This is a genomic window from Bacteroidia bacterium (genome assembly GCA_040880525.1).
Lineage (GTDB): Bacteria > Bacteroidota > Bacteroidia > CAILMK01 > JBBDIG01 > JBBDIG01.
The window spans coordinates 109,506-134,274 of the sequence record JBBDIG010000014.1 but is presented as its reverse complement, the minus strand read 5'-3'; the positions used below and the strand labels follow the sequence as shown (position 1 = coordinate 134,274).

15 protein-coding genes are annotated in these 24,769 nt (G+C 47.3%); 10 read left to right on the top strand and 5 right to left on the bottom strand.

What is annotated here, in order from left to right; genetic code table 11:
• The first annotated feature begins 61 nt into the window (after positions 1-61).
• Together WD077_02885 and WD077_02880 are read left to right on the top strand one after the other, a co-directional pair.
• Positions 62-922, top strand: coding sequence for an NAD(P)H-binding protein (locus tag WD077_02885; GenBank protein ID MEX0966156.1), 861 nt, complete (start codon positions 62-64; stop codon positions 920-922).
• A gap of 65 nt (positions 923-987) precedes the next feature.
• Positions 988-2,940 (top strand): glycosyltransferase family 39 protein, encoded by a 1,953-nt coding sequence (locus WD077_02880; protein MEX0966155.1) that lies wholly within the window; start codon positions 988-990, stop codon positions 2,938-2,940.
• A gap of 3 nt (positions 2,941-2,943) precedes the next feature.
• Here the strand turns inward: WD077_02880 and WD077_02875 are convergent, their stop codons facing one another.
• Positions 2,944-3,528, bottom strand: coding sequence for a hypothetical protein (locus WD077_02875; GenBank protein MEX0966154.1), 585 nt, complete (start codon positions 3,526-3,528; stop codon positions 2,944-2,946).
• Between the two features lie 202 nt (positions 3,529-3,730).
• Positions 3,731-4,342, bottom strand: coding sequence for a hypothetical protein (locus tag WD077_02870; protein MEX0966153.1), 612 nt, complete (start codon positions 4,340-4,342; stop codon positions 3,731-3,733).
• Positions 4,343-4,544: 202 nt separating this feature from the next.
• On the opposite strand from WD077_02870, the gene WD077_02865 reads away from it, so the two are divergent.
• The 4 genes from WD077_02865 to WD077_02850 all read left to right on the top strand — a co-directional run bounded on the left by WD077_02865 (position 4,545) and on the right by WD077_02850 (position 8,581).
• Positions 4,545-5,195 (top strand): DUF3347 domain-containing protein, encoded by a 651-nt coding sequence (locus WD077_02865; GenBank protein MEX0966152.1) that lies wholly within the window; start codon positions 4,545-4,547, stop codon positions 5,193-5,195.
• 183 nt (positions 5,196-5,378) lie between these two features.
• The gene (locus WD077_02860) at positions 5,379-6,740 is read left to right on the top strand and encodes a pyridoxal-phosphate dependent enzyme (GenBank protein MEX0966151.1); all 1,362 of its coding nucleotides are present in this window, start codon (positions 5,379-5,381) and stop codon (positions 6,738-6,740) included.
• Positions 6,741-6,790: 50 nt separating this feature from the next.
• On the top strand, positions 6,791-7,522 hold the full coding sequence (locus WD077_02855; protein ID MEX0966150.1) for a helical backbone metal receptor: 732 nt from the start codon (positions 6,791-6,793) through the stop codon (positions 7,520-7,522).
• A 9-nt stretch (positions 7,523-7,531) separates the two neighbouring features.
• Positions 7,532-8,581: an endonuclease/exonuclease/phosphatase family protein gene (locus WD077_02850; GenBank protein MEX0966149.1), complete on the top strand. Its 1,050-nt coding sequence runs from the start codon at positions 7,532-7,534 to the stop codon at positions 8,579-8,581.
• A 34-nt stretch (positions 8,582-8,615) separates the two neighbouring features.
• On the opposite strand, the gene glgB is transcribed toward WD077_02850, so the two are convergent.
• Genes glgB through WD077_02835 form a run of 3 tightly spaced genes read right to left on the bottom strand, consistent with a single transcriptional unit; the run spans position 8,616 to position 16,081 of the window.
• A complete protein-coding gene (gene glgB, locus WD077_02845; protein MEX0966148.1) occupies positions 8,616-10,703 on the bottom strand; it encodes a 1,4-alpha-glucan branching protein GlgB in 2,088 nt (695 codons plus the stop codon).
• A gap of 3 nt (positions 10,704-10,706) precedes the next feature.
• Positions 10,707-14,012: a maltose alpha-D-glucosyltransferase gene (gene treS, locus WD077_02840; protein ID MEX0966147.1), complete on the bottom strand. Its 3,306-nt coding sequence runs from the start codon at positions 14,010-14,012 to the stop codon at positions 10,707-10,709.
• 29 nt (positions 14,013-14,041) lie between these two features.
• Positions 14,042-16,081, bottom strand: a complete 2,040-nt coding sequence (locus WD077_02835; GenBank protein MEX0966146.1) for an alpha-1,4-glucan--maltose-1-phosphate maltosyltransferase — start codon at positions 16,079-16,081, stop codon at positions 14,042-14,044.
• Positions 16,082-16,288: 207 nt separating this feature from the next.
• On the opposite strand from WD077_02835, the gene treZ reads away from it, so the two are divergent.
• The 4 genes from treZ to malQ are packed head-to-tail and all read left to right on the top strand — an operon-like array spanning position 16,289 to position 24,756.
• Complete coding sequence (treZ, locus tag WD077_02830; protein ID MEX0966145.1) at positions 16,289-18,106, top strand: malto-oligosyltrehalose trehalohydrolase; 1,818 nt, start codon at positions 16,289-16,291, stop codon at positions 18,104-18,106.
• Positions 18,107-18,112: 6 nt separating this feature from the next.
• Complete coding sequence (locus WD077_02825) at positions 18,113-20,548, top strand: DUF3536 domain-containing protein (protein MEX0966144.1); 2,436 nt, start codon at positions 18,113-18,115, stop codon at positions 20,546-20,548.
• A gap of 4 nt (positions 20,549-20,552) precedes the next feature.
• On the top strand, positions 20,553-23,261 hold the full coding sequence (gene treY / locus WD077_02820; protein MEX0966143.1) for a malto-oligosyltrehalose synthase: 2,709 nt from the start codon (positions 20,553-20,555) through the stop codon (positions 23,259-23,261).
• Positions 23,251-24,756, top strand: coding sequence for a 4-alpha-glucanotransferase (gene malQ, locus WD077_02815; protein ID MEX0966142.1), 1,506 nt, complete (start codon positions 23,251-23,253; stop codon positions 24,754-24,756). Before treY ends, malQ begins: the two co-directional genes overlap by 11 nt.
• The last annotated feature ends 13 nt before the right edge of the window (positions 24,757-24,769 follow it).

Below are 24,769 nucleotides of genomic sequence, written 5' to 3'. Positions count from 1 at the left end.
CCGCATTAAGCAGAAACGCTGCTTTGGTTTCATCCGGGTTTATTGCTAATTCATTCTTTCCATGAAAATACTCATCACAGGGGCCACAGGTTTTATTGGCAGCCACATAGCGGGGGCGCTTGGCCTGAAGCATAAAGTAATAGCTCCCACCCGCGATCCTGGCAATGTGCCGGATTCACTACGGAATAAGGGCAATATCACATTCGTAAAATTTGAAGCTGAGCGGCTTGAGGAAATGGTGCAAAGCGTACGGCCGGACGTAGTAGTGAACCTTTTGGGCATAATCCGGGAAAACCGGTCCACGGGCTCCACGTTCCGGAAGGTGCATTACGACTACGTGATAGACCTTGTGGAGGGCGCGAAAAAGGCTGGCGCCAAGAAATTCATCCAAATGTCTGCACTGGGATCAGCTATTGATTCCAAAAGCCAATACTTATCCACGAAGGCGAGGGCCGAAGACTACCTCCGAAATTCCGGGTTTCCGCATACTATTTTCCGGCCCTCCATTATTCTTGGCGAGGGGCAAAAGATGTTTGATGATTTCCGGGATTATGCCTCGTTTTCACCTTTTTTTCCTGCGCCAGCGCACAAGCTTCAGCCTGTTCATATTCATGATGTCCGCGATTGTTTTCTCAAGGCGGTGAATGAGAATCTTACCGGCCAGGCATTCGATCTCTGCGGAACCAGGGTGATCAATTACCGCGAGTTGTTCGGATTTATTCTCAGACACATTAAAGTAAAACGACCGGTTTTTACTGCTCCCGATCTGTTCTTCACGCTGTCGCTTCCCGTAATGGGTATATTGCCCAACCCGCCTCTCACGCTGGACCAGTATTACATGTTTCAGCAAGACAATGTATGCCAGAATAGCAACGATGCAGAGCAATTGCTGGGAAAACTCCGTGATGCATTTGCCTTTTGACCTGAGTTGAAACTTCTGACCATGCTCCCGGAGTGCATAGCTTTGCCGGCTCTATTTTTAGCCGAATGATCCAATCCAGGCCATTTTACCAAAATCACCTGCTTCTGCTGCTTATCCTCACCGCAGCCGCGATTCTCCGTTTCTGGAACTATGGTGAATTGCCCTACATGCACGATGAGTTCAGCGCTCTGAACCGCCTGAAATATGACAGCCTCAGCGAACTGATCGAAAAAGGGATCATGCCGGACGGACATCCGGCTGGCGTACAGCTCTTTCTGTATTTTTGGGTTTCACTGGTGGGAAACGATGAGGTTTGGGTAAAACTGCCTTTCGTGCTTTGTGGGATTCTGTCCGTTGCCCTTCTTTATTTAATCGGTACGCGCTGGTTTAATCCAACCACAGGTTTGGTGGCGGCTGCTTTTCTGACAGCACTCCAGTATCCGGTTACCTATTCGCAAATTGCCCGTCCTTATGCCTCCGGACTGTTCTTCACATTGCTCATGGTGTGGGGCTGGACGCTCTTTTTATTCTCGCAGCGGAAAAAAACGGGGTGGATCATTTTCGTGGCGGGCGCGGTGCTATGTAGTTATAATCACTACTTCAGCCATTTTATGGCGATTATCGCAGGATTTTCAGGGCTCTTTTTTGTCCAGCGCAAAGATTTGGTTTGGTATATCGCTGCCGGTGCGGCCATCCTGGTGCTCTACCTGCCGCATTTTCCCATTTTCCTTAATCAAATTTCCATTGGCGGGATTGGCTGGCTGGCTGCTCCCCGGCCCGATTTCTTCCTGGATTATTTCTCCTATATATTTCACCATTCTCCACTGGTATTCCTGATTGTTCTTGTACTTGTTGCGGGCAGTTTGTTTTTTAAGAAATATAAAAATAGTGGCGTACAGTTTCGTTTTCTCAGTTTGTGCTGGTTCCTGCTGCCACTGTTAACAGGATATTTCTATTCTATCTACTTCTCGCCTGTGCTGCAATATTCGGTGCTGCTCTTTTCCTTTCCTTTCCTGCTGCTATTCCTGTTCTCCTTTCTCCCGCGCCTGGAGTCAAAATGGAACACGGCCCTTATTTCCGTTATCCTGGCAGTTTGCATCATTACGCTGGTCTTTCACCGGCATCACTACCACTATTTTTACCATCATACCTTTAAAGCCGTGGCCGAAGAGACTGCAGCCGCAGCAGATTCTTTAGGAGAAGAAAACCTAAGTGCGTTGCTAAGCGCCAATCCCGACAATATACAGTTCTATTTTGATGAAATGAACCTCCGGCCAGCATCAACGCACTACCTTACCTCAGACATAGAAGTGCCCAAGCTCAAGCGCATACTGGATTCGCTGAGTACACCCTACGTTGCCCTGGGTGCCATGAGTGCAATTCCCGGAGAATATCTTTCCATCATTCGCCAGCAGTATCCTTATATGATCAAAAGAAAAACCGGACAGGAATTCGAATTCTATCTTTATTCAAAAACCGAATCTTCTGTTCCTGGTGCGCAGCCTTTACTTTTTCTTTGGGAAAATGATATAGAATCTGCCGATGCCAGGCTGAGGCTGGATTCCAGCTATTTATCGCGCGAAAACAGCAGTAGCGGCAATATGGCGTACAGAATGGACAGCACCCTGGAATTCGGCCCTGCCTTTCGGTTTTCTGCGGAAGAAATTCCTGCGCGTGAAGGCGATCTGCTCACAGCATCCATAAAAATCTATGCACCGGATACACCTGTGGCTGCGGTGCTGGCACTTCATATCTCCGAAGGCGAGAAAAGCATTTTCTGGACGCACCGCCCATTGATGGAATATATCAGGAAACCACAGGAATGGCAAACGGCTTACCTGGCAATTAATACCGGCAATACACTTTGGGGGCCGGGAAAAACAATGAATATTTTTATCTGGAACTTAAAACATGAAGAATTTTACCTCGATGATTTCAAGGTAGAAGCAGTGGAAGGGAACCGTAACAGGAATATCCTGATGGAAAAGCGAAGAAAGACGCAGCAGGTGGCAAGATGAGTTTTAATTATAAAACTTAGCATACACCACTGCGCTGCAGGTGCATGGCGGCTGGCCACAGGAGCTGCAGGAATACTGGTTTTTGATGCTATCCTCGCGCCAGTAATGGGCTATTTCGCGCATCGGTATCCAGTCATGTTTTTGGGCCAGTTTGCCAATATGGACTCCACCATCGCTGCTTTTCCATGCCACGCTGACTACGGCTTTCGAGTGCTTTTGGAGTTCAGCCATGCCCGCAGCCACCAGTAGCGAGCCAATACCGCGACCGCTCAGGCTCTTCTTTACAGCCGTAATTTTTCGATAGCCAATCGGATCAAAATTCACGAAATTGATATCCAGCCATGACCGCTCAACTTCTACCTTCTTTGCAAGATCATCCACAGAGCAAAGTTCCATCAGGGAGAAACCGGCAACTTCATCGCCCACAAGGGCAACGAGTGCGATGAGGTTATCATCATCAAGGTGAGATTTCAGAAAGTGAGGATTGAGGTAGCCGGAGCCTAATTGTTCTTCGGCAATTTTAAGGAGGTCATCAATATGTTGGGGAGCAAGGTGCTGTATTGAAAAATCAGATGGAATTTCAGCCATTGAAAGAATTTATGAGCGACTATAATGGAATAATCCTGCAAATATTGTGGCTGCTCATAAATTATTTTCACAGGAATTTCGGTGCTTTCTGTCAACGGGCAGAAACCGCGACTCCTGATAAATCAGGGACAAACGCAGATAAATCTGGTCAATGAAAAAACCAGGTAAAAGAACATTTGCATAAAAGGAAATAAATAAACCTTTAATATCCCACCAGCAGATCGCGCTCATCCCGCCATTTTATCCAGCCGATGGCCTCTGCTTTTCCATTGCGTGAGCAGGCGGAGAGCACCTCCACCTGCATCCAATCGCCAGAAGTTTTTAGCACTCGCAGGCAATCGCGTCCCTTTATGGCTATTGCTGGTGCGCCTTCCGTGGGCCGGGACAGGAGTCTATTGCCATTTACATCCAGCCGCCTCAGGGGAAAGCTTTGCTGGAGATAGCTATTCCAGGGAAGCAGATGCAAAAATGTTTTATTGCGCAGCCATAATGTTTCACTCGTTTCCTTATTCACCACCACCTGATAATGATTATCCTTCAGCGCCAGGCATATAAATGAAATCTCATGGCTCAATGCTCGGTGCGAATTCAGCCATTGGCGGTCTGAATCATTCAGCAATTTACCCGGTTCCTCCAATAACTTCACTTGCCGGTGTGGAGCAGAGGCATTGGTTTCTTCATAGAATTCGAGCATCACCGGAGATTCCAGGCTTACTACCACCACGCCTATTCCATTTATCTTCTCGAATTCATCCTGGGCAAATCCTTCAGGCAGAAAGGAAAACCAACAAAAGAAGCAGAATATCCATTTCATATTTTCTGCATTTAAATTATTCTTTAAATGTAAGAATAGAATCCGGCATTAAGCGGATAAAAGTTTTCATGTTTCTGCCAGATGTGGGCTAATACTATTAACATGAACCGGATGTGTTTTGTCAGCGTTTAAATGAAAGTTTTGAATAACCCCTATTCCAATTAATATTTGCTGAATTTTGCACCTTAATAAAAAACAACTTATGAAAAAGATCTTATTCTTCTGTTCAATGCTTTTGGGGCTTAATCTGCTCCTGACTTCGTGTGGTAACGAAACAAATGAAACCACTGACAATACGGAAAACGGTGATACAACGGAGACAGCTCTCCGGGAAGTGGATGAAAACCAGGAAACCATGGAAGCGGATAAAGCCGATGTGCCCATCGTTGCGGAATTTGTGGATGTGGATGAGGGAGTAAAGACACATGTCGAGGAAGTGCTGGAGGATTATATTAAACTGAAAGAAAACCTGGTTGAAGGTAATACCATGGATGCAAAGGGAAATGCAGCCGACCTTCAGGCAAAGCTGGAGGGTTTGCGCCTTATGACCTTGCCTCCAAAGCAGAAGCAGGCATTTGTAAATTATGACAACATGATCACGGAACACACTGCGCAAATAGCTGCATTGGATGACATTGAAGAGCAACGGGTGCAATTTTCCAAGATCTCTGAGGGAATTTATTCCTTAGCGCAGAATTTTGGCGCAGATTCCAGAACGCTTTATTACCAGTATTGTCCGATGGCCTTCAATAACAAAGGAGCCTATTGGGTGAGTGAAACAAAGGAGATCCGCAATCCATTTTTCGGAGAAAAGATGATGACTTGCGGTTCTACCCATCATCAGATCAATTAAGCATACATTCTTTTCATTCTAAACTGTCAGAGTAGCACCAATGGAGCAGCAACAGTGCTGTCTTCCATTGGTCCTGCCCTGTCAGGCTTTTATTTTACTTCGCAGAAGCCTGATGCAAGACTGCATCACCAAAGCGGCTGGCGGCCATTTTTATAGCTTTGCATTCCTCAAATTTTTCTGAAAATGTACTATAACAATATCCTCGAAACCATTGGTAACACGCCATTGGTGAAGCTCAACAAAATCACAAAGCACATTCCTGCCACCGTTCTTGCCAAAGTCGAATATTTTAATCCGGGGCATTCCGTAAAAGACCGCATTGGAATTAAGATGATTGAAGATGCGGAACAGAAAGGGATACTGAAACCGGGCGGAACCATCATCGAAGGAACTTCCGGCAATACCGGAATGGGACTGGCACTGGCCGCCATCATGAAAGGATACAAGTGCATTTTCACAGTTTCTGACAAGCAGAGCAAGGAAAAAATTGACCTGCTGCGGGCAATGGGGGCCGAGGTCATCGTATGTCCTACCAGCGTGGAAGCTACCGATCCCCGATCATACTATTCTGTGGCTAAGAAGCTGAATAAAGAAATCCCGAACTCTTTTTATCCCAACCAATACGATCATGCAGCGAATACCAAAGCTCATTATGAAACCACCGGGCCTGAGATCTGGGAACAGACCGAAGGCCGGATCACGCATTTCATTTCAGGTGTGGGCACAGGTGGAACAATATCCGGAACAGGAAGATATCTGAAGGAGAAAAATCCTGACATTAAAATCTGGGGCATTGATACCTATGGTTCCGTTTTTAAGAAATACCACGAAACCGGTGAATTCGATGAGAAGGAAATCTATCCATATATTACCGAAGGAATAGGCGAAGACATTATTCCCGAAAATGTTGATTTTAAGATCATTGACTATTTTGAAAAAGTTACGGATAAAGATGCTTTTGTAATGACGCGGAGGCTGGCGAAGGAAGAGGGCCTCCTGGTTGGGAATTCTGCCGGATCAGCCATTGCGGGTTTGCTCCAGATGAAGGACCGGCTGAAGGCTGGCGATCTGGTGGTGGTGCTACTGCCGGATCACGGAACCCGCTACGTAGGCAAAGCCTTTAATGACGACTGGATGCGCGAGCGTGGCTTCCTCGAAGAAGGAATGGGAAAAGCACGGGATATTGTGGCCGCCAAAAGTGCCGAAGAATTGATCACCATTGCCGGAGACAAACCGCTTCAGGAGGCGATCGCTTTGCTGCAAAAACACAACATCAGCCAAATACCCGTCACGAATGGCTCAGACATCGTAGGGGCTGTAACCGAGAACACCCTTTATGCGAAGATCATTGACAACCCTGACTTTAAGCACCTCAAGGTAGAAAACGTGATGGAGGAACCGCTGCCGGTGGTGGAGGCTGATACTCCTTCCAGCCGCATCAGTGAAATAATAAGGCAGGGCAATGGAGCCGTTCTGGTAAGCGATAATGGCAAATTCCATATCGTCACAAAATATGATATTATTCATCAGCTCGCCCGCTCCTGATTTCCTGCGTAGCTGCGGGGAACTGGAGAAACGGGGTAATTTGAATAAAAATGGTACAGCGCATTATTTCTGTAGTTCCCTCTCAAACTGAGCTGCTCTTTGATCTTGGCCTGGAGCAACACGTTGCAGGAATTACCTGGTTTTGTGAACGTCCGGCAGATAAAGTTAAACAGGTACCAAAAATCGGGGGAACCAAAAATCTGAAGGTGGATAAAATTCTGTCGCTGAAACCTGACCTCGTCATTGCCAACAAGGAAGAGAACGAAAAGGAGCAGATTGAAGAACTCGCGCGTCATGTGCCTGTCTGGACCAGCGATGTGAATGACCTGCCGTCAGCATTGGAGATGATCCGGGAAGTAGGGAGACTTTGCGACAAGCAGGAAGAGGCTGAAGAAATGGCTGCCAAAATCGCGGCAGGATTTGCGGAACTCAGACCAGCTTCAACTGAACGCACAGCTTACCTCATCTGGCGCCAGCCCTGGATGACGGTGGGCCGAGATACGTTCATCCATGACGTGATGGAGCGGGCAGGCTACAAGAACATTTACAGTAGAAAAATCCGCTATCCTGAAACCTCCCTGGAGGAGTTGGCAGCATCAGAGCCGGAGGTCATCCTGCTTTCTTCGGAGCCTTTTCCCTTCAAGCAAAAGCATGTGGAAGAAGTGCTGCAAGCGATTCCATCTGCCCGTGTAGAACTGACCGATGGACAAGTCTTTAGCTGGTACGGAAGCAGGTTGCTCCAAAGCATTGAAGTATTGAAGAAATTGCGGTTAGCTGCATAAATTGCACGGATGAAAACTTTGCTGCTTGTGCTGGCTTCGCTCCTCGTCATTGCCAGTTTTATTCCGCTCCTCAGAAATGAAGAATGGTGGATCAGGATCTTCGATTTTCCCAGGATTCAGATCGTGTTCTTTTCAGTTCTCACAATCACAGCTTTCTTTATTTTTTTCGATACTGATACCATCACAAGCCAGGTGATCATGAGTCTGTTGCTTGCTTCCATCCTTTATCAGGGCTGGGAAATGCTGCCCTATACCCCATTGTGGAAGATCCAGTCAGTACATGAGGAGAAGGAAGACAAGGGAAATACGGTAAGACTGCTCATCAGCAATGTACGCCAGAAAAACAGGGATACGCAGAAACTTCTTGATTTGGTCAGGGAAAAGAAACCGGATATTTTGCTGGCAGTGGAAACCGATGATTATTGGTATAGCCGTTTAAAAATTTTGGAGAATGAATATGCTTATTCAAAGTGTAAACCGCTTAACAATACTTACGGTGTTCTTCTTTTTTCAAATTTAGAATTGATAAATGCAGAGTTCCGGTTTTTGGTAGATGAAGAAGTGCCCTCCATCAAGACGGAAGTAGCGTTGCCATCAGGAAACCGGTTTGTGCTATACTGCATCCATCCAAAACCACCTGCAATGGGGAAAGACACTGAAGACCGCGATGCAGAATTGGTGGTAATCGGAAAGGAATCGCGGAAACTGAATTCTCCGGTGATGGTGGCAGGCGATCTCAATGATGTGGCCTGGAGCCATACCACACGGATGTTTCAGCGCATCAGCGGCTTGCTCGATCCCAGGCGGGGCCGCGGTTTTTTCAATACCTTCAATGCCAATATTCCTTTTTTCCGCTGGCCCCTCGACCATGTTTTTCATTCCGATCATTTTCAGTTAAAAAAGCTTGAAGTCTGCCGGCATATTGGCAGCGATCATTTCCCGGTGCTCATTGAACTGGTGTTTATTCCTGATGAAAAACATGAGCAGGAAAAACCGAAGGCTGATGAAGACGATCGCGAAGAGGGCGAAGAAAAATTAGTGAAGGCGGGGGTTGCCTGATCCCCGGCATGAACATTCGCATAAACCCCAATTCCTATTCAGTTTCATATTTAAGATAAATTACCCCCAGGGACGGAAGTGTGGCAGCAATTGATTGCATTCGGCCATGGGCAGGAAGTTCTTCCGTCCGGATTCGTTCCTGGTTTCGGGAGCCGCTGCCACCAAACATTTCGCTGTCGCTGTTGAAAATTTCCTTCCAACTTCCCTGCTGCGGCACTCCGATACGGTAGTTTTCGCGCGCCACCGGAGTGAAGTTACAGGCTACCAAAATCGTCTCCCGACTATCCCTGCCTTTGCGCAGGAAAGATATCACGCTGTTGCCGGAGTCATGTATATCAATCCACTCAAATCCTTTTTCTTCAAAGAGAAGTTCATAAAGTGCAGGTTCGCGGCTAAATATCGCATTGAGTTGACTGAGCATCTCCAGTAATCCTTTGTGTTTTGGCTCACCTGCAAGATGCCAGTCCAGGCTCCGTTCATGGCTCCATTCCTGGAATTGACCAAATTCGCCACCCATAAACAGCAGCTTCGCGCCCGGATGTCCGTACATGTATCCATATAGCGTACGCAAGTTGGCGAACTTCTGCCATTCATCACCCGGCATTTTATCAATCAATGATCCCTTTCCATACACCACTTCATCATGGGAAAGCGGAAGCATAAAATTTTCTGTGAATGCGTAATAAATGCTGAAGGTGATCTCATTCTGGTGATGCCTGCGGTGAACAGGATCCTTGCTGAAGTATTCCAGCGTATCATGCATCCAGCCCATCATCCACTTCATTCCAAAGCCAAGTCCATCCTCATCCGTAGGGCGTGATACTTTGGGAAAGGAGGTACTTTCTTCTGCAATGGTGTGTACATCTGGAAACTCCTTATACACGGCTTCATTGAATTCTTTCAGAAAACTGATAGCCTCCAGGTTTTCGCGGCCTCCGTATTCGTTCGGTTCCCATTCGCCTTCTTTGCGGGAATAATCGAGATAAAGCAGGGACGCCACTGCATCCACTCGCAATCCGTCAATGTGAAATTTATCCAGCCAATAAATGGCATTGCTGATCAAAAATGCGCGGACTTCCTTCCGGCCATAGTTGAAGATATAGCTCTTCCAGTCGGGGTGGTAGCCTTTGCGCGGATCTTCATGCTCGTAGAGGTGGGTGCCGTCAAAATAGTGCAGCCCGTGTTCATCCATTGGAAAATGGGAAGGAACCCAATCCAGGATAACACCAATACCCGCCTTATGAAGTTCCTCCACCAGGTGCATAAAATCCTGCGGAGTTCCGTACCGGCTTGAAGGCGCAAAATACCCGGTGATCTGGTAGCCCCATGAGCCATAGAACGGGTGCTCCATAACGGGCATAAACTCAACGTGCGTAAATCCAAGCTTTTGAATATAGGATGGAAGTCTCTGCGCCATTTCACGGTAGGTAAGCGCGCGATTCTTTTCTTCAGGCACTCGTGCCCAGGATCCGAAATGGATTTCATAAACCGAAACCGGCCGGGCACTGCCGGCCTTCTGCTGGCGTTGCTGCATCCATGCGCCATCTTTCCATTCGTTGCCAATGTCCCAAACCATTGAAGCAGTGGCAGGAGGTACTTCCCAGCGGAATGCAAAGGGATCGCCCTTCTCCACTTTATAACCCCGGTGGTGAGAACTGATGAAATATTTATACAAGGTTCCATTGCCCGCTCCGGGTATAAATGTCTCCCAAATGCCGCTGTCATCATCCCGGACTTTCATGGGATTGGCAGCGCGGCTCCAATCATTGAAATCCCCCATAATGCAGATCTGCTCAGCATTTGGAGCCCAAACGGCAAAGTAAGTTCCTGATACTCCATTATGCTCCATCAGGTGCGCCCCAAGCTTTTCATACAGGCGATGATGTCTGCCTTCTTTAAAGAGGTAAATATCAAATTCACTGAAGCGGGTGGCTTCTGCCGCAGGAACCGTATGAGAGATTCCTGCAGGCTTTCCTGCTTTTGAAGGGGCTGAACGGCTCCCCTTTTTCTCCTTTGCCGGCTTCGCAGACTTCCGGGATTTTTCCCTTCCTTCCGTCTTCTTTGCTTCCGGCTTTTTCGATTCCTTTTTCCGGGCTTTACCCTCGCTATTTTTCTTAGCCATAATTTATTTTCCTTCAATTATTGATCTGATCCCCCGTAATGGGATCATTGTCCATCCCGGACGATTATTGAGTTCGTAGCTCAATTCGTAGACGGCTTTTTCGAGGAGAAATATTTCGAGCAACGTCCTGAAATCCTCCTCATTATCAGGTATAAAATCGCTTTCACCTACGCGCTCCCGGTAGCTGCTCAGGTAGAACCGCGTAATGCAGTTATACCATACTTCAGCCCATTTATCCAGGGTTCCGTCCGGCCTGAATTTTCTGTAGTCATCCTGAAGCAGGGTGCTGTATGCGGCATAATGGAAAGAGCGGATCATGCCGGACACATCGCGCATGGCGGCTCTCTTCAGGCGCCTTTCGCTGTAGGGCCGGGCCGGTTCTCCTTCAAAGTCTATGATCATAAAATCCTTGCCCGTCCAAAGCACCTGCCCGAGGTGATAATCTCCGTGGGTCCTGATTTTCATATTATTAATTTTATGATCAAAAATCTGCCTGAAATAATCGAGTACCCTGCTTTTCATTTTAAAGATTTCCCGTGCTTCTTCCTGCATTTCTTCAGGGAGTTTGCTGAGGCTTTTTTGAAGCACCTGAAAGCTGCTCCGCGTCAGGGATTGCAGAGAGGAAAAGAGCGATCGCTGGTAGTGAAGCGAAAAAGGCTCCGGTTCAAACCCCGGTGCATTGCGGTGCGATGCTAGGGCAATGTGCATTTCTGCTGTGCGCTGGCCCAGCAACCGGATGCGTTCATGATAAACCGGCCCCATTAATTGCCGTATATCCTCAGATAATTCATTAAAAGCTAAAGGAGTCAGAATATCCTTCTTCACCAGCCTGGAGGGCGGATCTTTCGGGGAAGTCAGCACCCTCTCAAAATAGCGTCCGAGCACGTCTTTAGTGTATTCCCAGGCATCTCCCTGGTTGGGTACCAGTTCCTGCATCATTCCAAGCACCATCTCTGAAGCCGGCTTATTGGTATATTTTACTGCCCCCACAAAATGGGGTACATGTTCAAATCCTGCTTTGTCAGAAAGGAATTGTGTAATTTCAAGATCCGGGTTCAGGGTGTTGTCGAGTTTCCTGTAAAGCTTCAGGAAGTAGGCATCACCGTAAATAAGCGAGGTATTGCTCTGCTCTGCATTCAGCACTTTGGAATGCAACTCCTTCATTTTCAGCTTCCCGGATTCATTTCCCGAAGAAAAAACCAGGTTCCCCTCATTGGCTTTTACACTGCGATTTAACCGGATATTTTCAAAGAGGTGGTTTCGGAAATGCTCGCTATACACTGCATCGAATAATACGCCTTCACTCCCACCCAGCGTCAGTTGCGTAATGACTCCGTTTTTAGGGATCTCACGAAAATCTTCCTCCTTTTTATAGGGCATAAAAGCCAGGGGAATCTGATAGGTTTCTGCCAGTCCTTCATTGTAGCCAATATTAATGATCACCCACGAGGCCTGCAAATCAGCGATCTTCAGATCAATCCGGCTGCTGATGGAAAGACTTTGAACCGCCCGCGATTTGCCGCCAAACCAGCGGCAATCCTGCATATAAAGCGGAAGTACACGGGTTTCCAGTTTTTGCCGTTGTTTTCCTGAAAAAAGTGCCTTCCAGTTGTCGGCTTCCATTGCGGGCAGCGTACTCTTGTCCAGCAGTCCCTCCCGTTCCTGTTCAAGCTGAAACCAATAGTAGCCATAAGGTGCCAGCGTAAAGCGGTAGAGCTGATCAGAAATACGGCTGAATTTATTCCGGCTGAAAACTTCCACGGGGCTGTAGTCCTCAAAATCTTCGAGTTCCAGCCCTGCTTCCTGCGGAAAGCGTGAAAGATTAGCAACCACCAGGATAGTTTCATCTTCATAACTTCGGGTGAAGGCAATGACCTTGGAGTTGGCCGGTGACAGGAATTGAATATCTCCCCGGCCGAATGCTGCAAACTGCTTCCGCATTCTGATGACACGCTTCATCCACCAAAGCAGCGAGGAAGCATTCATCTGCTCGGATTCCACATTTACCGCCTCATATTTATACTGCGGATCAATGATCACCGGCAGATAAAGCTTATGCGGGTTGGCGCTGGAAAAACCGGCATTTCTGTCGGCACTCCATTGCATCGGAGTACGGACGCCATCGCGGTCGCCCAGGTAAAAATTATCCCCCATTCCGATCTCGTCTCCATAGTAGATGACTGGTGTTCCCGGAAGCGAAAAGAGCAGCACATTCATCAGTTCTATTTTCCTGCGGTCGTTCTCCAGCAAGGGCGCCAAGCGGTGCCGTATCCCCACGTTTATCTTAGCCTGGATATCCTTTGTATATACCTTGTACATATAGTCCCGCTCTTCGTCCGTCACCATTTCGAGCGTGAGTTCATCATGGTTTCGCAGAAAAATGGCCCATTGGCAGGATTCCGGGATTTCCGGAGTTTGATCAATAATGTCAGTAACCGGGTAACGGTCTTCCATCTTCACAGCCATAAACATGCGTGGCATAATGGGAAAATGGTAGTTCATGTGGCATTCATCCCCATTTCCAAAATAGGCTGCCGCATCCTCCGGCCACATGTTGGCCTCGGCCAGCAAAAGCTTGTTTTTGTGATGTTTATCTACATGGGCCCGAAGCTTTTTGAGGAACAGGTGGGTTTCTGGCAGATTCTCACAGTTGGTGCCTTCCCGCTCGAAAAGGTAGGGAACAGCATCCAGGCGGAAGCCGTCCACGCCCATATTCAGCCAATAATCCAGCATTTTGAAAACCTCGTCCTGTACCTGTGGACTATCGTAATTCAGGTCAGGCTGATGGCTGAAGAAGCGGTGCCAGAAATACGCTTTTGCTTCCGGGTCCCAGGTCCAGTTGCTGGGCTCGGTATCAGTGAAGATGATGCGCGTATCCTTATACTTCTCAGGATCATCGCTCCACACATAATAGTTACGTTCCTTGCTGCCGGGAGGAGCTTTTCGTGCAAGTTGAAACCAGGGATGCTGATCAGATGTGTGATTAATTACCAGTTCGGTTATCACCTTCAGCCCGCGTTTGTGGGCTTCCTTTATTAATTTTTTGAATATTTTAATGTCCCCGTAAGCAGGGTTAATGCTGTAATAATCGGCTATATCATAGCCATCATCTTTCAGCGGGCTGGGATAGAACGGGAGCAGCCAAATGGCCGTCACGCCCAGGTCTTCAAGATAATCGAGTTTTTCCAACAGGCCGGCAAAATCGCCAATGCCATCACCATTTTTGTCATAAAATGCTTTGATATGCAGTTCATAAATAATGGCATCCTTATACCAATACGGATCTTCAATATTTTCCTTTTCTGACATAGCCGTTCTGAAAGTTATTTCCGGTTCTTTTATTCTTCTATTTCGATCCTGAAAACATGTGCCGGTATTTTTTGCGGATGCAGTTCCACGTAATTCCACTCCTCCCGCCACATGTAGCGGCTCCCGGTCAACAAATCATGGAGGGAGAGGGTAGCTTCCGGTTCCAGCTCCATGAACAGCCGGGGAACTTTTATCCATCCGGATTGAACATGCTCAGAATCCAGATTCACTGCAATCAGCATTTGGTTCTGTTTGTACTGATCCGTTTTTACATAGCACAGCAAATTGGGATTATCGCTCTTGCAGAATTCAACGTGCCATGTAGTTTGCAATGCAGGATTCTCCCGCCTGATCTCATTCATGAGGGTAATTATTTCCTTAGTCCTGGTCAGCCGGCTCCAGTCCCAGTGTTTGATCTCATACTTTTCTGAATCAATGTATTCCTCCTTGCCGGGGTAAGGTCTATTGAGGCCGAATTCGAATAGAGGCCCGTAAATGCCATAGTTTGAGGATAATGTACAAGCCAGGATGAGCCGTGCAATGAAGGCCGGTTCCGGTTTATGCTCCAGCGAAATGGGAAGAATATCAGGCGTATTCGGCCAAAAGTTGGGGCGGAAATATTCCCTTAGCTCTGTTCGTGTTAGCTCCGTTACATATTCCTGTAATTCTGCTGCGGTATTGCGCCAGGTAAAATAAGTATAGGACTGGGAAAAGCCAATTTTAGCCAACTGCTCCATTACGCGCGGTCTGGTAAAGGCTTCTGCTAAAAAGATAACATCAGGATGCTTGTGGTGTATTTCGCTGATAAGCCATTCCCAAAAGGCAAAGGGCTTGGTATGGGGATTATCCACGCGGAAAATCTTCACACCATTGGCAATCCAGAAATCCACGATGCTTTTCAGCTCCTTCCAAAGGTTTTCCCAGTCGGCTGTTTCAAAATATACCGGCAATACATCCTGATATTTTTTCGGAGGATTTTCCGCGTATTGGATCGTTCCGTCAGGGCGCCACTTGAACCAGTCCGGGTGCTCCTTCACATAAGGATGGTCCGGGGAACACTGAATGGCAAAATCCAGTGCGACCTCCAATCCCAGTTCATTCGCCTTTTTCACCAGCCGTTTGAACTCCTCCGGATCTCCAAGTTCGGGATGGATGGATTTGTGGCCGCCTTCGCTACCTCCAATGGCCCACGGAGATCCGGGATCATGCTCTGTAGCGACTGTGGCATTGTTCAGCCCTTTGCGATGCGACTTCCCTACAGGATGGATGGGAGGTAGATAAATGACATCGAAACCCATCCGGGCAATTTCAGGCAATATTCGCTCGCAATCCGCAAAGGTCCCGTGGCTGCCCTCAACCGGAGATGTGGACCGCGGAAAGAATTCGTACCAGGCACTGAAAAGTGCTTTTTGCCGCTCCACCTTTACGCCCAGGTTGCGGTAGTAAGTTTTAGTAAAACCATGCTCCTGTGCTTCGTGCATAATTGTGGAAGCTTCCATGCTCAGTGCAATATGCACAGCCTCAGCCTGCTTTTGATCCTTAGTACTCCGCAACAGCTTGCTCCACATTTTCAGCTTCTTCTTTTGCGCAGCAGAAACCCGCTCCACAGCATCTTCCATCATTTGCGCTCCTGAAATCAACTCCACGCGTACATCCTGCCGGGCTTCAAACTTTTTTCGCAGGCCATCCTGCCAGGTGCCATAATAGTTGATCCAGGCTATGATCGTGTATTCATAGTATCCCGTTTTTAGAGGCGTAAAAGATGCTTCCCAATGATCATTACCCAGGAAAACCATAGCTGTTTCCTGCCATTTGGAGGTTGCTTTGCTTTTTTTCTCCGGGACTCTGCGATACAAAAGAGCGGCATCCACTTTATCGTGTCCATCCACAAAAATATCTGCCCGAACAGTAACTCTTTCTCCGGGCGTTCTCTTCACCGGATACTTTCCTCCATTGATCTGCGGATGTACGTTTTCAATAATTGCCCGTTTGCGGCCTTCAACATCTTTCATCAATACGGGGTATTTATTTTTCTCCTTTAATGAGTGAAAGAAGAAACGGGATTTCATGCTGCATGTTTAGCCAAACCACGGCTTTTTACCGGATGCATTGGCACGTTCGCCCTGCTTCAACAAGCTCCGGCCCGGCAACCAAAGAGGACCAGAAAACAGCAGAATATTTCCCGACACCGCTCCTCTCCTTTTCTAAAAATCCACAACCAATTCCACGATTTTCATATTTAATGATGTAAAATATTTAACAGCCACAGGTTTCTTATGCACGAACGGACCGGAGCTATTTACCAGGATCAGAACAGATGCAAATTCAGGGTGTGGGCACCTTTTCGCAAAAGCGTTGAACTGCACATTGAAGGGAAAAATGAATCCCGTTTCGCAATGGAACAGGATGGTCAGGGCTATTGGGAAAGGGTTCTGGACGATATTCCCGAAGGCACGAAATACAGCTTTAGGCTCGACCAGGAATTAACCCGTCTGGATCCTGCCTCGCGTGATCAATCGGCAGGTGTGCATAATGCATCCAAAACCCTGAATGCCGATTATGACTGGGACGACCGGGATTGGCAACCTATGCCGCTGAAGAACATGATCATGTACGAATTGCACACCGGCACTTTCACCCCAAGCGGCACATTCGAGGCGATCATCCCACGGCTGGATTACATTCTTGATCTTGGAGTGAATACAATTGAACTGATGCCGGTTTGTCAGTTTCCCGGTAGCAGAAACTGGGGCTATGATGGCGTGTATCCTTACGCAGTGCAGGATTCCTATGGTGGTGCATCCGGCCTGAAGAAGCTCGTGAATGCCTGCCACCAAAAAGGCTTAGCCGTAATACTGGATGTAGTCTATAATCATCTTGGCCCGGAGGGAAACTACCTGAATGATTTCGGACCCTATTTTACTGATAAATATAAGACCCCGTGGGGTGCGGCCCTCAACTTTGATGATGCATTCAGCGACCACGTTCGCAGTTATTTCATAAATGCAGCGCTGATGTGGCTCCGCGAGTTTCATATTGATGCATTGCGGCTGGATGCCGTCCACGCAATTTTTGACAACAGTGCCAGGCACATTCTGGCGGAAATGCGTGAGGCTGCCGACCTGCTTGAGCAGCGCGAACACCGCCCATATTACCTGATCGCTGAGAGCGACCTGAATGATGTGAAACTCTTGAGATCGTACCATGAGGGCGGCTGCAATCTGGACGCCCAATGGGCGGATGATTTTCATCATTCAGTGCATGCCCTTGCCACGGGTGAGCGAAATGGATATTATTCTGATTTCGGAAAAATTGAAAATCTGGCGAAAACGTTCAGGCAAGCTTTTGTGTATGACGGTCGCTACTCCGGATTCAGGAAACGTACCATCGGCAGCGATCCTTCCGGCCATCCTCCGGAGAAGTTCGTGGTCTGCATTCAAAACCACGACCAGGTGGGGAACAGGATGAAAGGCGAGCGTTTATCGCATCTCGTCTCCTTCGAAATGACCAAGCTATGTGCAGGCGCCATGCTGATCTCGCCTTTTGTTCCGCTGCTGTTTATGGGCGAAGAATATGGCGAAAAGCATCCATTCCTCTATTTCGTAAGCCACAGCGATCCTGTATTGGTGGAGGCTGTCAGGAAGGGCCGCCAGCAGGAGTTCGCTTCTTTTGAATGGAAGGGAGAAGTGCCCGATCCACAGGCAACGGAAACCTTTGAGCTTTCAAAACTGCAATGGAATTTTGACGGGGATAAAACGCAGGTTACACTCCGCGAATATTACCGCCACCTGATCACGATGCGCAGAAATGGCCATTTTGAAAATTTTGCCAGTGACCATATTGAAACCCGTATCCATGAAAATGAAATGATTCTGGAACTACAGGCCGGAGTGGATCAGCAAAATCTGGCCTTTTTTAATTTTGATCAAAAAACCCGGGAAGTGCGTTTGCCGTCATCAGGCGGGAACTGGCAGAAGGTTCTGGCATCCTGGGATGCTGAATGGCTGGGGCCTGGCGGTGCGCCTGCTTTGGCAGAAGCAAATTGCCGGATCACATTGCCGCCTGAATCACTCATCATTTTTATAAATCAATGAATTTTAATGAGTAGAAATAATAAAAAGTACGTCTGCATCCACGGCCACTTTTATCAGCCTCCAAGAGAAAATCCCTGGCTGAACAAAGTGGAGGTGCAGGATTCGGCATATCCATACCATGACTGGAATCACCGCATCAATGCCGAGTGCTATAGCCGCAATACCGCCTCACGAATTCTCAATGAGGAAGGGGCGATCCTGGATATTATCAATAACTATTCGCGCATGAGCTTCAACATCGGGCCTACCCTTCTCACCTGGATGGAAACCGAAGTTCCGCACATTTATGAGGCAGTACTGCAGGCTGACAAAGAAAGCCGGGAATATTTTTCTGGTCACGGATCAGCCATCGCCCAGGCCTACAATCACCTCATAATGCCGCTGGCCAATCGCAGAGACAAAGAAACACAGGTGAAATGGGGGATCGAAGATTTTAAGAGGCGTTTCGGCAGAGACCCGGAAGGAATGTGGCTGGGCGAAACTGCCGCCAATACTGAAACGCTTGAGGTACTGGCAGAAAACGGTATTGCGTTCACCATACTTTCTCCCTACCAGGCCAGGCGCTTTCGCAGAAAAGACGAAAATGATTGGCAGGATGGCACCAATGCGAAGATAAACCCGCGTCATTCTTACGTGTACAATCTGCCTTCCGGCAAAAAGATCAACCTGTTTTTCTATGATGGACCAGCTTCCCAGGCGGTAGCTTTTGAAGGATTGCTCAACAACGGGGAAGCTTTTGCCCAGCGGCTGCTGGGGCAATTTACGGATGAAGAAATCCCGCAACTGGTACATATCGCCACAGACGGAGAAAGCTACGGCCACCATCACGAATTGGGCGAAATGGCGCTTTCATATTGCCTGCATACCATCAAAGAAGCACATCCTGATCAGCAACTAACTATCTATGCAGAATATCTGGAAAAGCATCCTCCGGAGCATGAGGTAGAAATATTGGAAAACACCTCCTGGAGCTGTTACCACGGAGTGGAAAGATGGAAGAGCGACTGCGGTTGCAATACCGGAGGAAACAAGGGCTGGAATCAGGAATGGCGAAAGCCCCTCCGTGAAACCTTTGATTGGCTTCGCGACACGTGTGTTGTTCTTTACGAAGAGGAGATGAAGGCGTTCACAAAGAATCCGTGGGATGTTCGCAACAAATATATCCGGGTAGTAGCCGACCGTGCCGATGAGAATGTTGAATCCTTCCTCCGGGAAAATTTTGGACAGGAGCTGGAAGATGAGCAGCAGATAAAGCTCCTCAAGCTGCTGGAAATGCAATACCACTGCATGTTGATGTACACAAGCTGTGGTTGGTTTTTCGATGAAGTAACCGGCATTGAATCCATGCAGGATATACTTTACGCCACCCGTGCAATGCAATTGGCAGAAGAGGTTAGCGGCAATAAATATGAGGATGAATTTGTGCGCCACCTCGAAAATATTCCGAGCAATATCAGGAAATATGACAATGCTGCTATTGCCTACAATCGCCACGTAAAGCCGATGATGGTAAATATGTTACGGGTAGGTGCTCACTTTGCCGTCTCATCCATTTTCGAAGAATTTCCTGAAGAACTTGCGATCTATAGCTTCAATACGCATTCCTTGAAACGGGAATTTTACGAAGCAGGAAAACAGAAACTCGTAATTGGCCGTGTGCTCCTGCAATCGCAGATAACGCGGGAAAAAACCGATATATCGTACGCGGTAATCCACCTGGGAGAGCACCATCTTTTTGGCGGAGTGCGGCCCTACATCAGCACCGATGCCCTGAATGAATTGCATGACAGCATTGTACAGGCTTTTCATAAAAGCGGGATCTATGAAATATTCAATCTGATGGATAAATATTTCGGCAGCCACAATTACTCCTTCTGGCATCTGTTCCGGGACGACCAGCGAAAGATCATGGATCTGGTTACAGAGCAAACCATGCAACACGTGGAGGGTGCTATTTACCAGCTTTATGAAAGCAACTTTCCACTTTTGCAGGTATATAATGAGATCAATATGCAGGTGCCTCGTCAGCTCCGAATCCCAATGGAACTTGCCGTGAATACCAGATTGGTGAATATTTTTAAGCAAGAAAAAATTAATCTTGAGGTATTAAAGAAAATGCTGGAATCAGCGGGAAAGATCAATATGAAGCTGGATTTTATAACCCTGAATTTCCTTGCCGATGAACAAGTAGCGAAGGAAATGCAGCACCTGGCAGAGGATCCAAAAAACCTGGAGCAGCTAAAGTATGTGGCCACGCTGCTTTCATATATCGAAAAAAGCGGCATGGAGCCGGGGTACTGGAATGCACAGAATATCGCCTACCAGATCAGAGCACAGGTTTATGGCGAATACATGGATCGTTGCGAAACCGGAGACAATGATGCCGGCAACTGGTGTGCATTATTTAATGAAACATATAAGCGGCTGAATCTCATTATCTGATCCTATGCACAAGCCTGCGGCAACTTACCGTATCCAGTTCAATAAAGATTTTACCTTCCGGCAGTTGCGGAAGCAATTGCCTTATCTTCAAAAGCTGGGGATTTCCACCATTTATGCCTCTCCCGTTTTCCAGGCCCGGCCCGGCAGCACACACGGCTATGATGTGGTTAATCCCTTATGCGTGAACGAAGAGATCGGAACGCTGGATGAATGGCGGGAGATTAAGCAGGAAATGAAGGAGCGCGAGATGGGCTGGCTTCAGGACATTGTACCCAACCACATGGCCTTTCACTGTAGCAACCCGTGGCTCCACGATATATTTGAACTTGGCCCTGAATCCCGTTATTATCACAGTTTCGATATTGACTGGCAGTTTCCTGAAGAAGAATTCACGGGGAAAGTGATGGCTCCGTTTCTGGGTACTGAAGCCAAGGAAGCCATCTCAAATGGGGACCTGAAGATCGTTTTTGAAAAAGGATTTTTTATTGAATATTTTGAAAATAAATATCCCGTCAGTAAAAATTCATATTCATTTTTATTAAATCAAATTTTAAATTTTAATACAAAAGCACGGGAAAAGGATTTTTATTTCCTGAAGGAATGGGAATGGAAATTAAAAATCCAGGCAAACCCGGACGAATGGCATCTTGCAAAAAACAACTTAATTGAATATTTAAAGGAAAATAAAAATGCACTGGACTCGATCCTCCACGGGTTAAAGAAAATAAATGCTTCTGCTGAATTGCTTAGCGAAATGCTGGACCAGCAGTATTTCAGGCTTGTTCATTGGCGTACTCCCGAAGAAAAGATCAACTACAGGCGGTTTTTTACGATCAATGATCTTATCTGTCTGCGCATGGAAGATGAGCAGGTATTTAATAGCTACCACCAATTTATCGGGAAACTTTGTAATGAAGGCTTAATTGACGGTCTGCGCATTGACCATATTGACGGGCTAAATGATCCTGAAGGTTATTTGCACCGCCTGCGCAATTTGGTGGGCAGAGAGAAATTCATCGTGGTGGAAAAAATCCTCGAATTGAGTGAGCATCTGCCGCATCGCTGGCCCATTGAAGGCACCAGCGGCTATGGATTTCTGAGTACGGTCAGCCAGCTTTTCACGGATCCTGAAGGGGCAGCACCCATCAAAGAAGCATACAGCCGCATTAGCGGAGAACCTCTTTCTTATGAAGAACAGGTTTTTAAGAATAAAATATTTATCCTGAAAACCCGGATGGGGGGCGAATTGCAGAACCTTGTGGAATGGATGAAATCATGCAGCCTGTTAGCGGCTCATGAGGCAACCAGGATATTGGAATGGACGGAAGCTTTGGCGGGTTTTCTTGCGGCCTGGCCTGTGTACAGGATCTATCCGCAGAAATTCCCGCTACGACAGGGAGAATACGAAATCATCACGAAGGCGCATAAAACTGCCTGCCACATGCTGCCCACCCTCCGGCCAGAGCTGGATTACCTGCTTAATACCTTTACCGGCCATGCTGATGCAGACGAGGGTGATCAGTATTTTTTCCTTCAGCGCTGCCAGCAGTTTACCGGCCCGCTTGCGGCCAAAGGGATTGAAGACACCACTTTCTATTCCTACAATCCTTTGATTTCTCATAATGAAGTTGGAGATAATCCTTCCGTATTTGGAATGGGAGCAGGCAGCTTTCATCGTAAAATGCTGCACAGACAATCACATTTCCCGCGCTCTATTAATGCGACAGCCACCCACGATACGAACCGTGGGGAGGATGCCCGCCTGCGCATAAATGTGCTGAGTGAAATACCCGAAGAGTGGTTTAGCGAAATGAACCGCTGGCATACATTAAATGCTGCGGCAAGAGGAAATAAAAATCTGCCGGACAGGAATGAGGAATATTTTATTTACCAGAGCCTCCTGGGCGCCTGGCCCTATGATATAAACAAGGATTTCATTAATCGAACAAAAGCCTACCTCGAAAAAGCCTTGCGTGAGGCCAAAGTACATTCCAGTTGGGCAGCACCTGATGTGGCCTATGAAAAGGGAGTGATGGAATTTTTGGAGTCAATTTTATGCAGCGCCAGGTTTTTAAATTCATTCAGAATTTTTGCAGAAAAGCTTGCCTTTTGCGGAGCGATTTATTCACTCGGGCAGAGCCTGCTGAAGGTTACGGCTCCCGGCATTCCAGACATTTACCAGGGTTCCGAACTCTGGGACCTCAGTTATGTAGATCCTGATAATCGCAGGCCGGTAGATTATGATCTGCGAACTAAGTTCGTTAATGAAATGACCACGGCAGATCCGGAATCTTTAAACAGCAATTTGCTGGAGAATTCCGCTGATGGCCACCTGAAAATATTCGTTTTGTACAAGGCCTTGCAATTCAGGAAAAGTCTGCCAAATCTGTTTGAAGAAGGAGAATATTTGCCCCTCAGGGTTTCGGAAGCATTTAGCGAGAAAGCGCTATGCTTTGCGCGGAAATCAGGAAACGACTATTGCGTAGTTGTTGTGCCACGGTTAGTCGTGCCTTTATGTCGGGAGGGAAAATATCCCATTGGCGCACAGGTATGGCAGGATGCATTGCTCACTTTGCCACCTGGCGCGCCAGAAGTATGGACAAATATTTACACCAGCGAAAACCTGGAATCAGGCAACGGAATGCTCCTTCTTAAACAAATCCTGGGGAAATTCCCGGTAGCCATTTTAAAACCCGCATCTAATGAGATTTGAAAGAAGCAGCGGAATTCTTATTCATATCACTTCTTTGCCCTCTCCTTATGGAATTGGCGATATGGGTCCGGAAGCTTACAATTTTGTGGACTTCCTGGCAGCGGCCGGGCAACGATACTGGCAATTGCTCCCGCTCTCGCCAACCCGCAATGAAAGCGGCAATTCTCCCTACAGCAGCCCTTCAGCTTTTGCCGGCAACGTCCTGCTCATCAGCCCTGAAGGATTGCTGCAAGCCGGATTCCTGTCGCAGGAAGATTTACCGCATGCAGGGAAATTTAAAAACAATAAAGTAAATTTTCCGGAAGTAATTCAATTCAAAAAAGAAATACTAGATAAAGCTTTTGTTCGCTGGAAATCAAAAAATAAAAGCAAAGAATATATTGATTTTTGCGAGCACAATAAGGATTGGCTTCACGACTACGCGCTTTATATGGCGCTGCGCACTGCCTGCCAAAACAAGAGCTGGGATCAATGGCCTGAAGATCTGGCCCAGCGACAACTTAAAGCACTGAAACAAGCTGCGGAAGATTTATCTGATATTATTGAGAAAGAAAAATTCCTGCAATATCTCTTTTTTAAGCAATGGGAAAAGCTGCGGGATTATGCTCATTCGCAGGGAATTCACATGATCGGGGATGTGCCCTTTTATGTGAATTTCGATAGTACCGATTGCTGGGCGCACACCGAAATGTTTAAGTTGAATGAGGCTTTTGAACCTGTATCGGTTTCCGGTGTGCCTCCCGATTTCTTTAGTGAAACCGGACAGTTGTGGGGAACCCCGGTATACGATTGGGATGTAATGCAGGAAGACCATTACCGCTGGTGGTTCAGCCGGCTGAGGCAGAATCTTGCCCTGTTCGATCTCGTACGGCTGGATCATTTCCGTGCCTTTTCAGCATTTTGGGAAATTCCTGCCGGTGAAGAAACTGCTATGAACGGGCAATGGGCAACTACCCCCGGCCATGATTTTTTTCATCATCTCAAAGGCTTGTTTCCTTCCATGCCATTTATTGCCGAAGATCTCGGAACCATAGACCAGGCTGTGCATGATTTGAGGGATCAATTTGAATTACCAGGAATGCGGGTTTTACAATATGCATTCGGAGACGATATGCGCGAGAATCCTTTTGTCCCACATAATCATATTCCCAACAGCATCGTTTACACCGGAACACATGATAATGCTACATTGCGGGGCTGGTATAAACTCATTTCCGAAAAGGAACGGACAAATCTTCATCTGTATTTGGGTAAAGAATTAAGCGATAGCACGGTAGCTGATAGCCTGCACCGCCTGGCTCTTCAATCTGTGGCCGGTATAGCGGTAATACCCATGCAGGATATCCTTAACCTGGATGAGCAGCATATAATGAATCGTCCCGGCACCAGCTTTGGCAACTGGGAGTGGCGAATGCTTCCTGGCCAAACAAAAAATGCGCTGGCCAACCATCTGCAGGAGCTAAATGAAATTTATGGGCGGTTGATCAAAAAATGAAACATTGGCACAA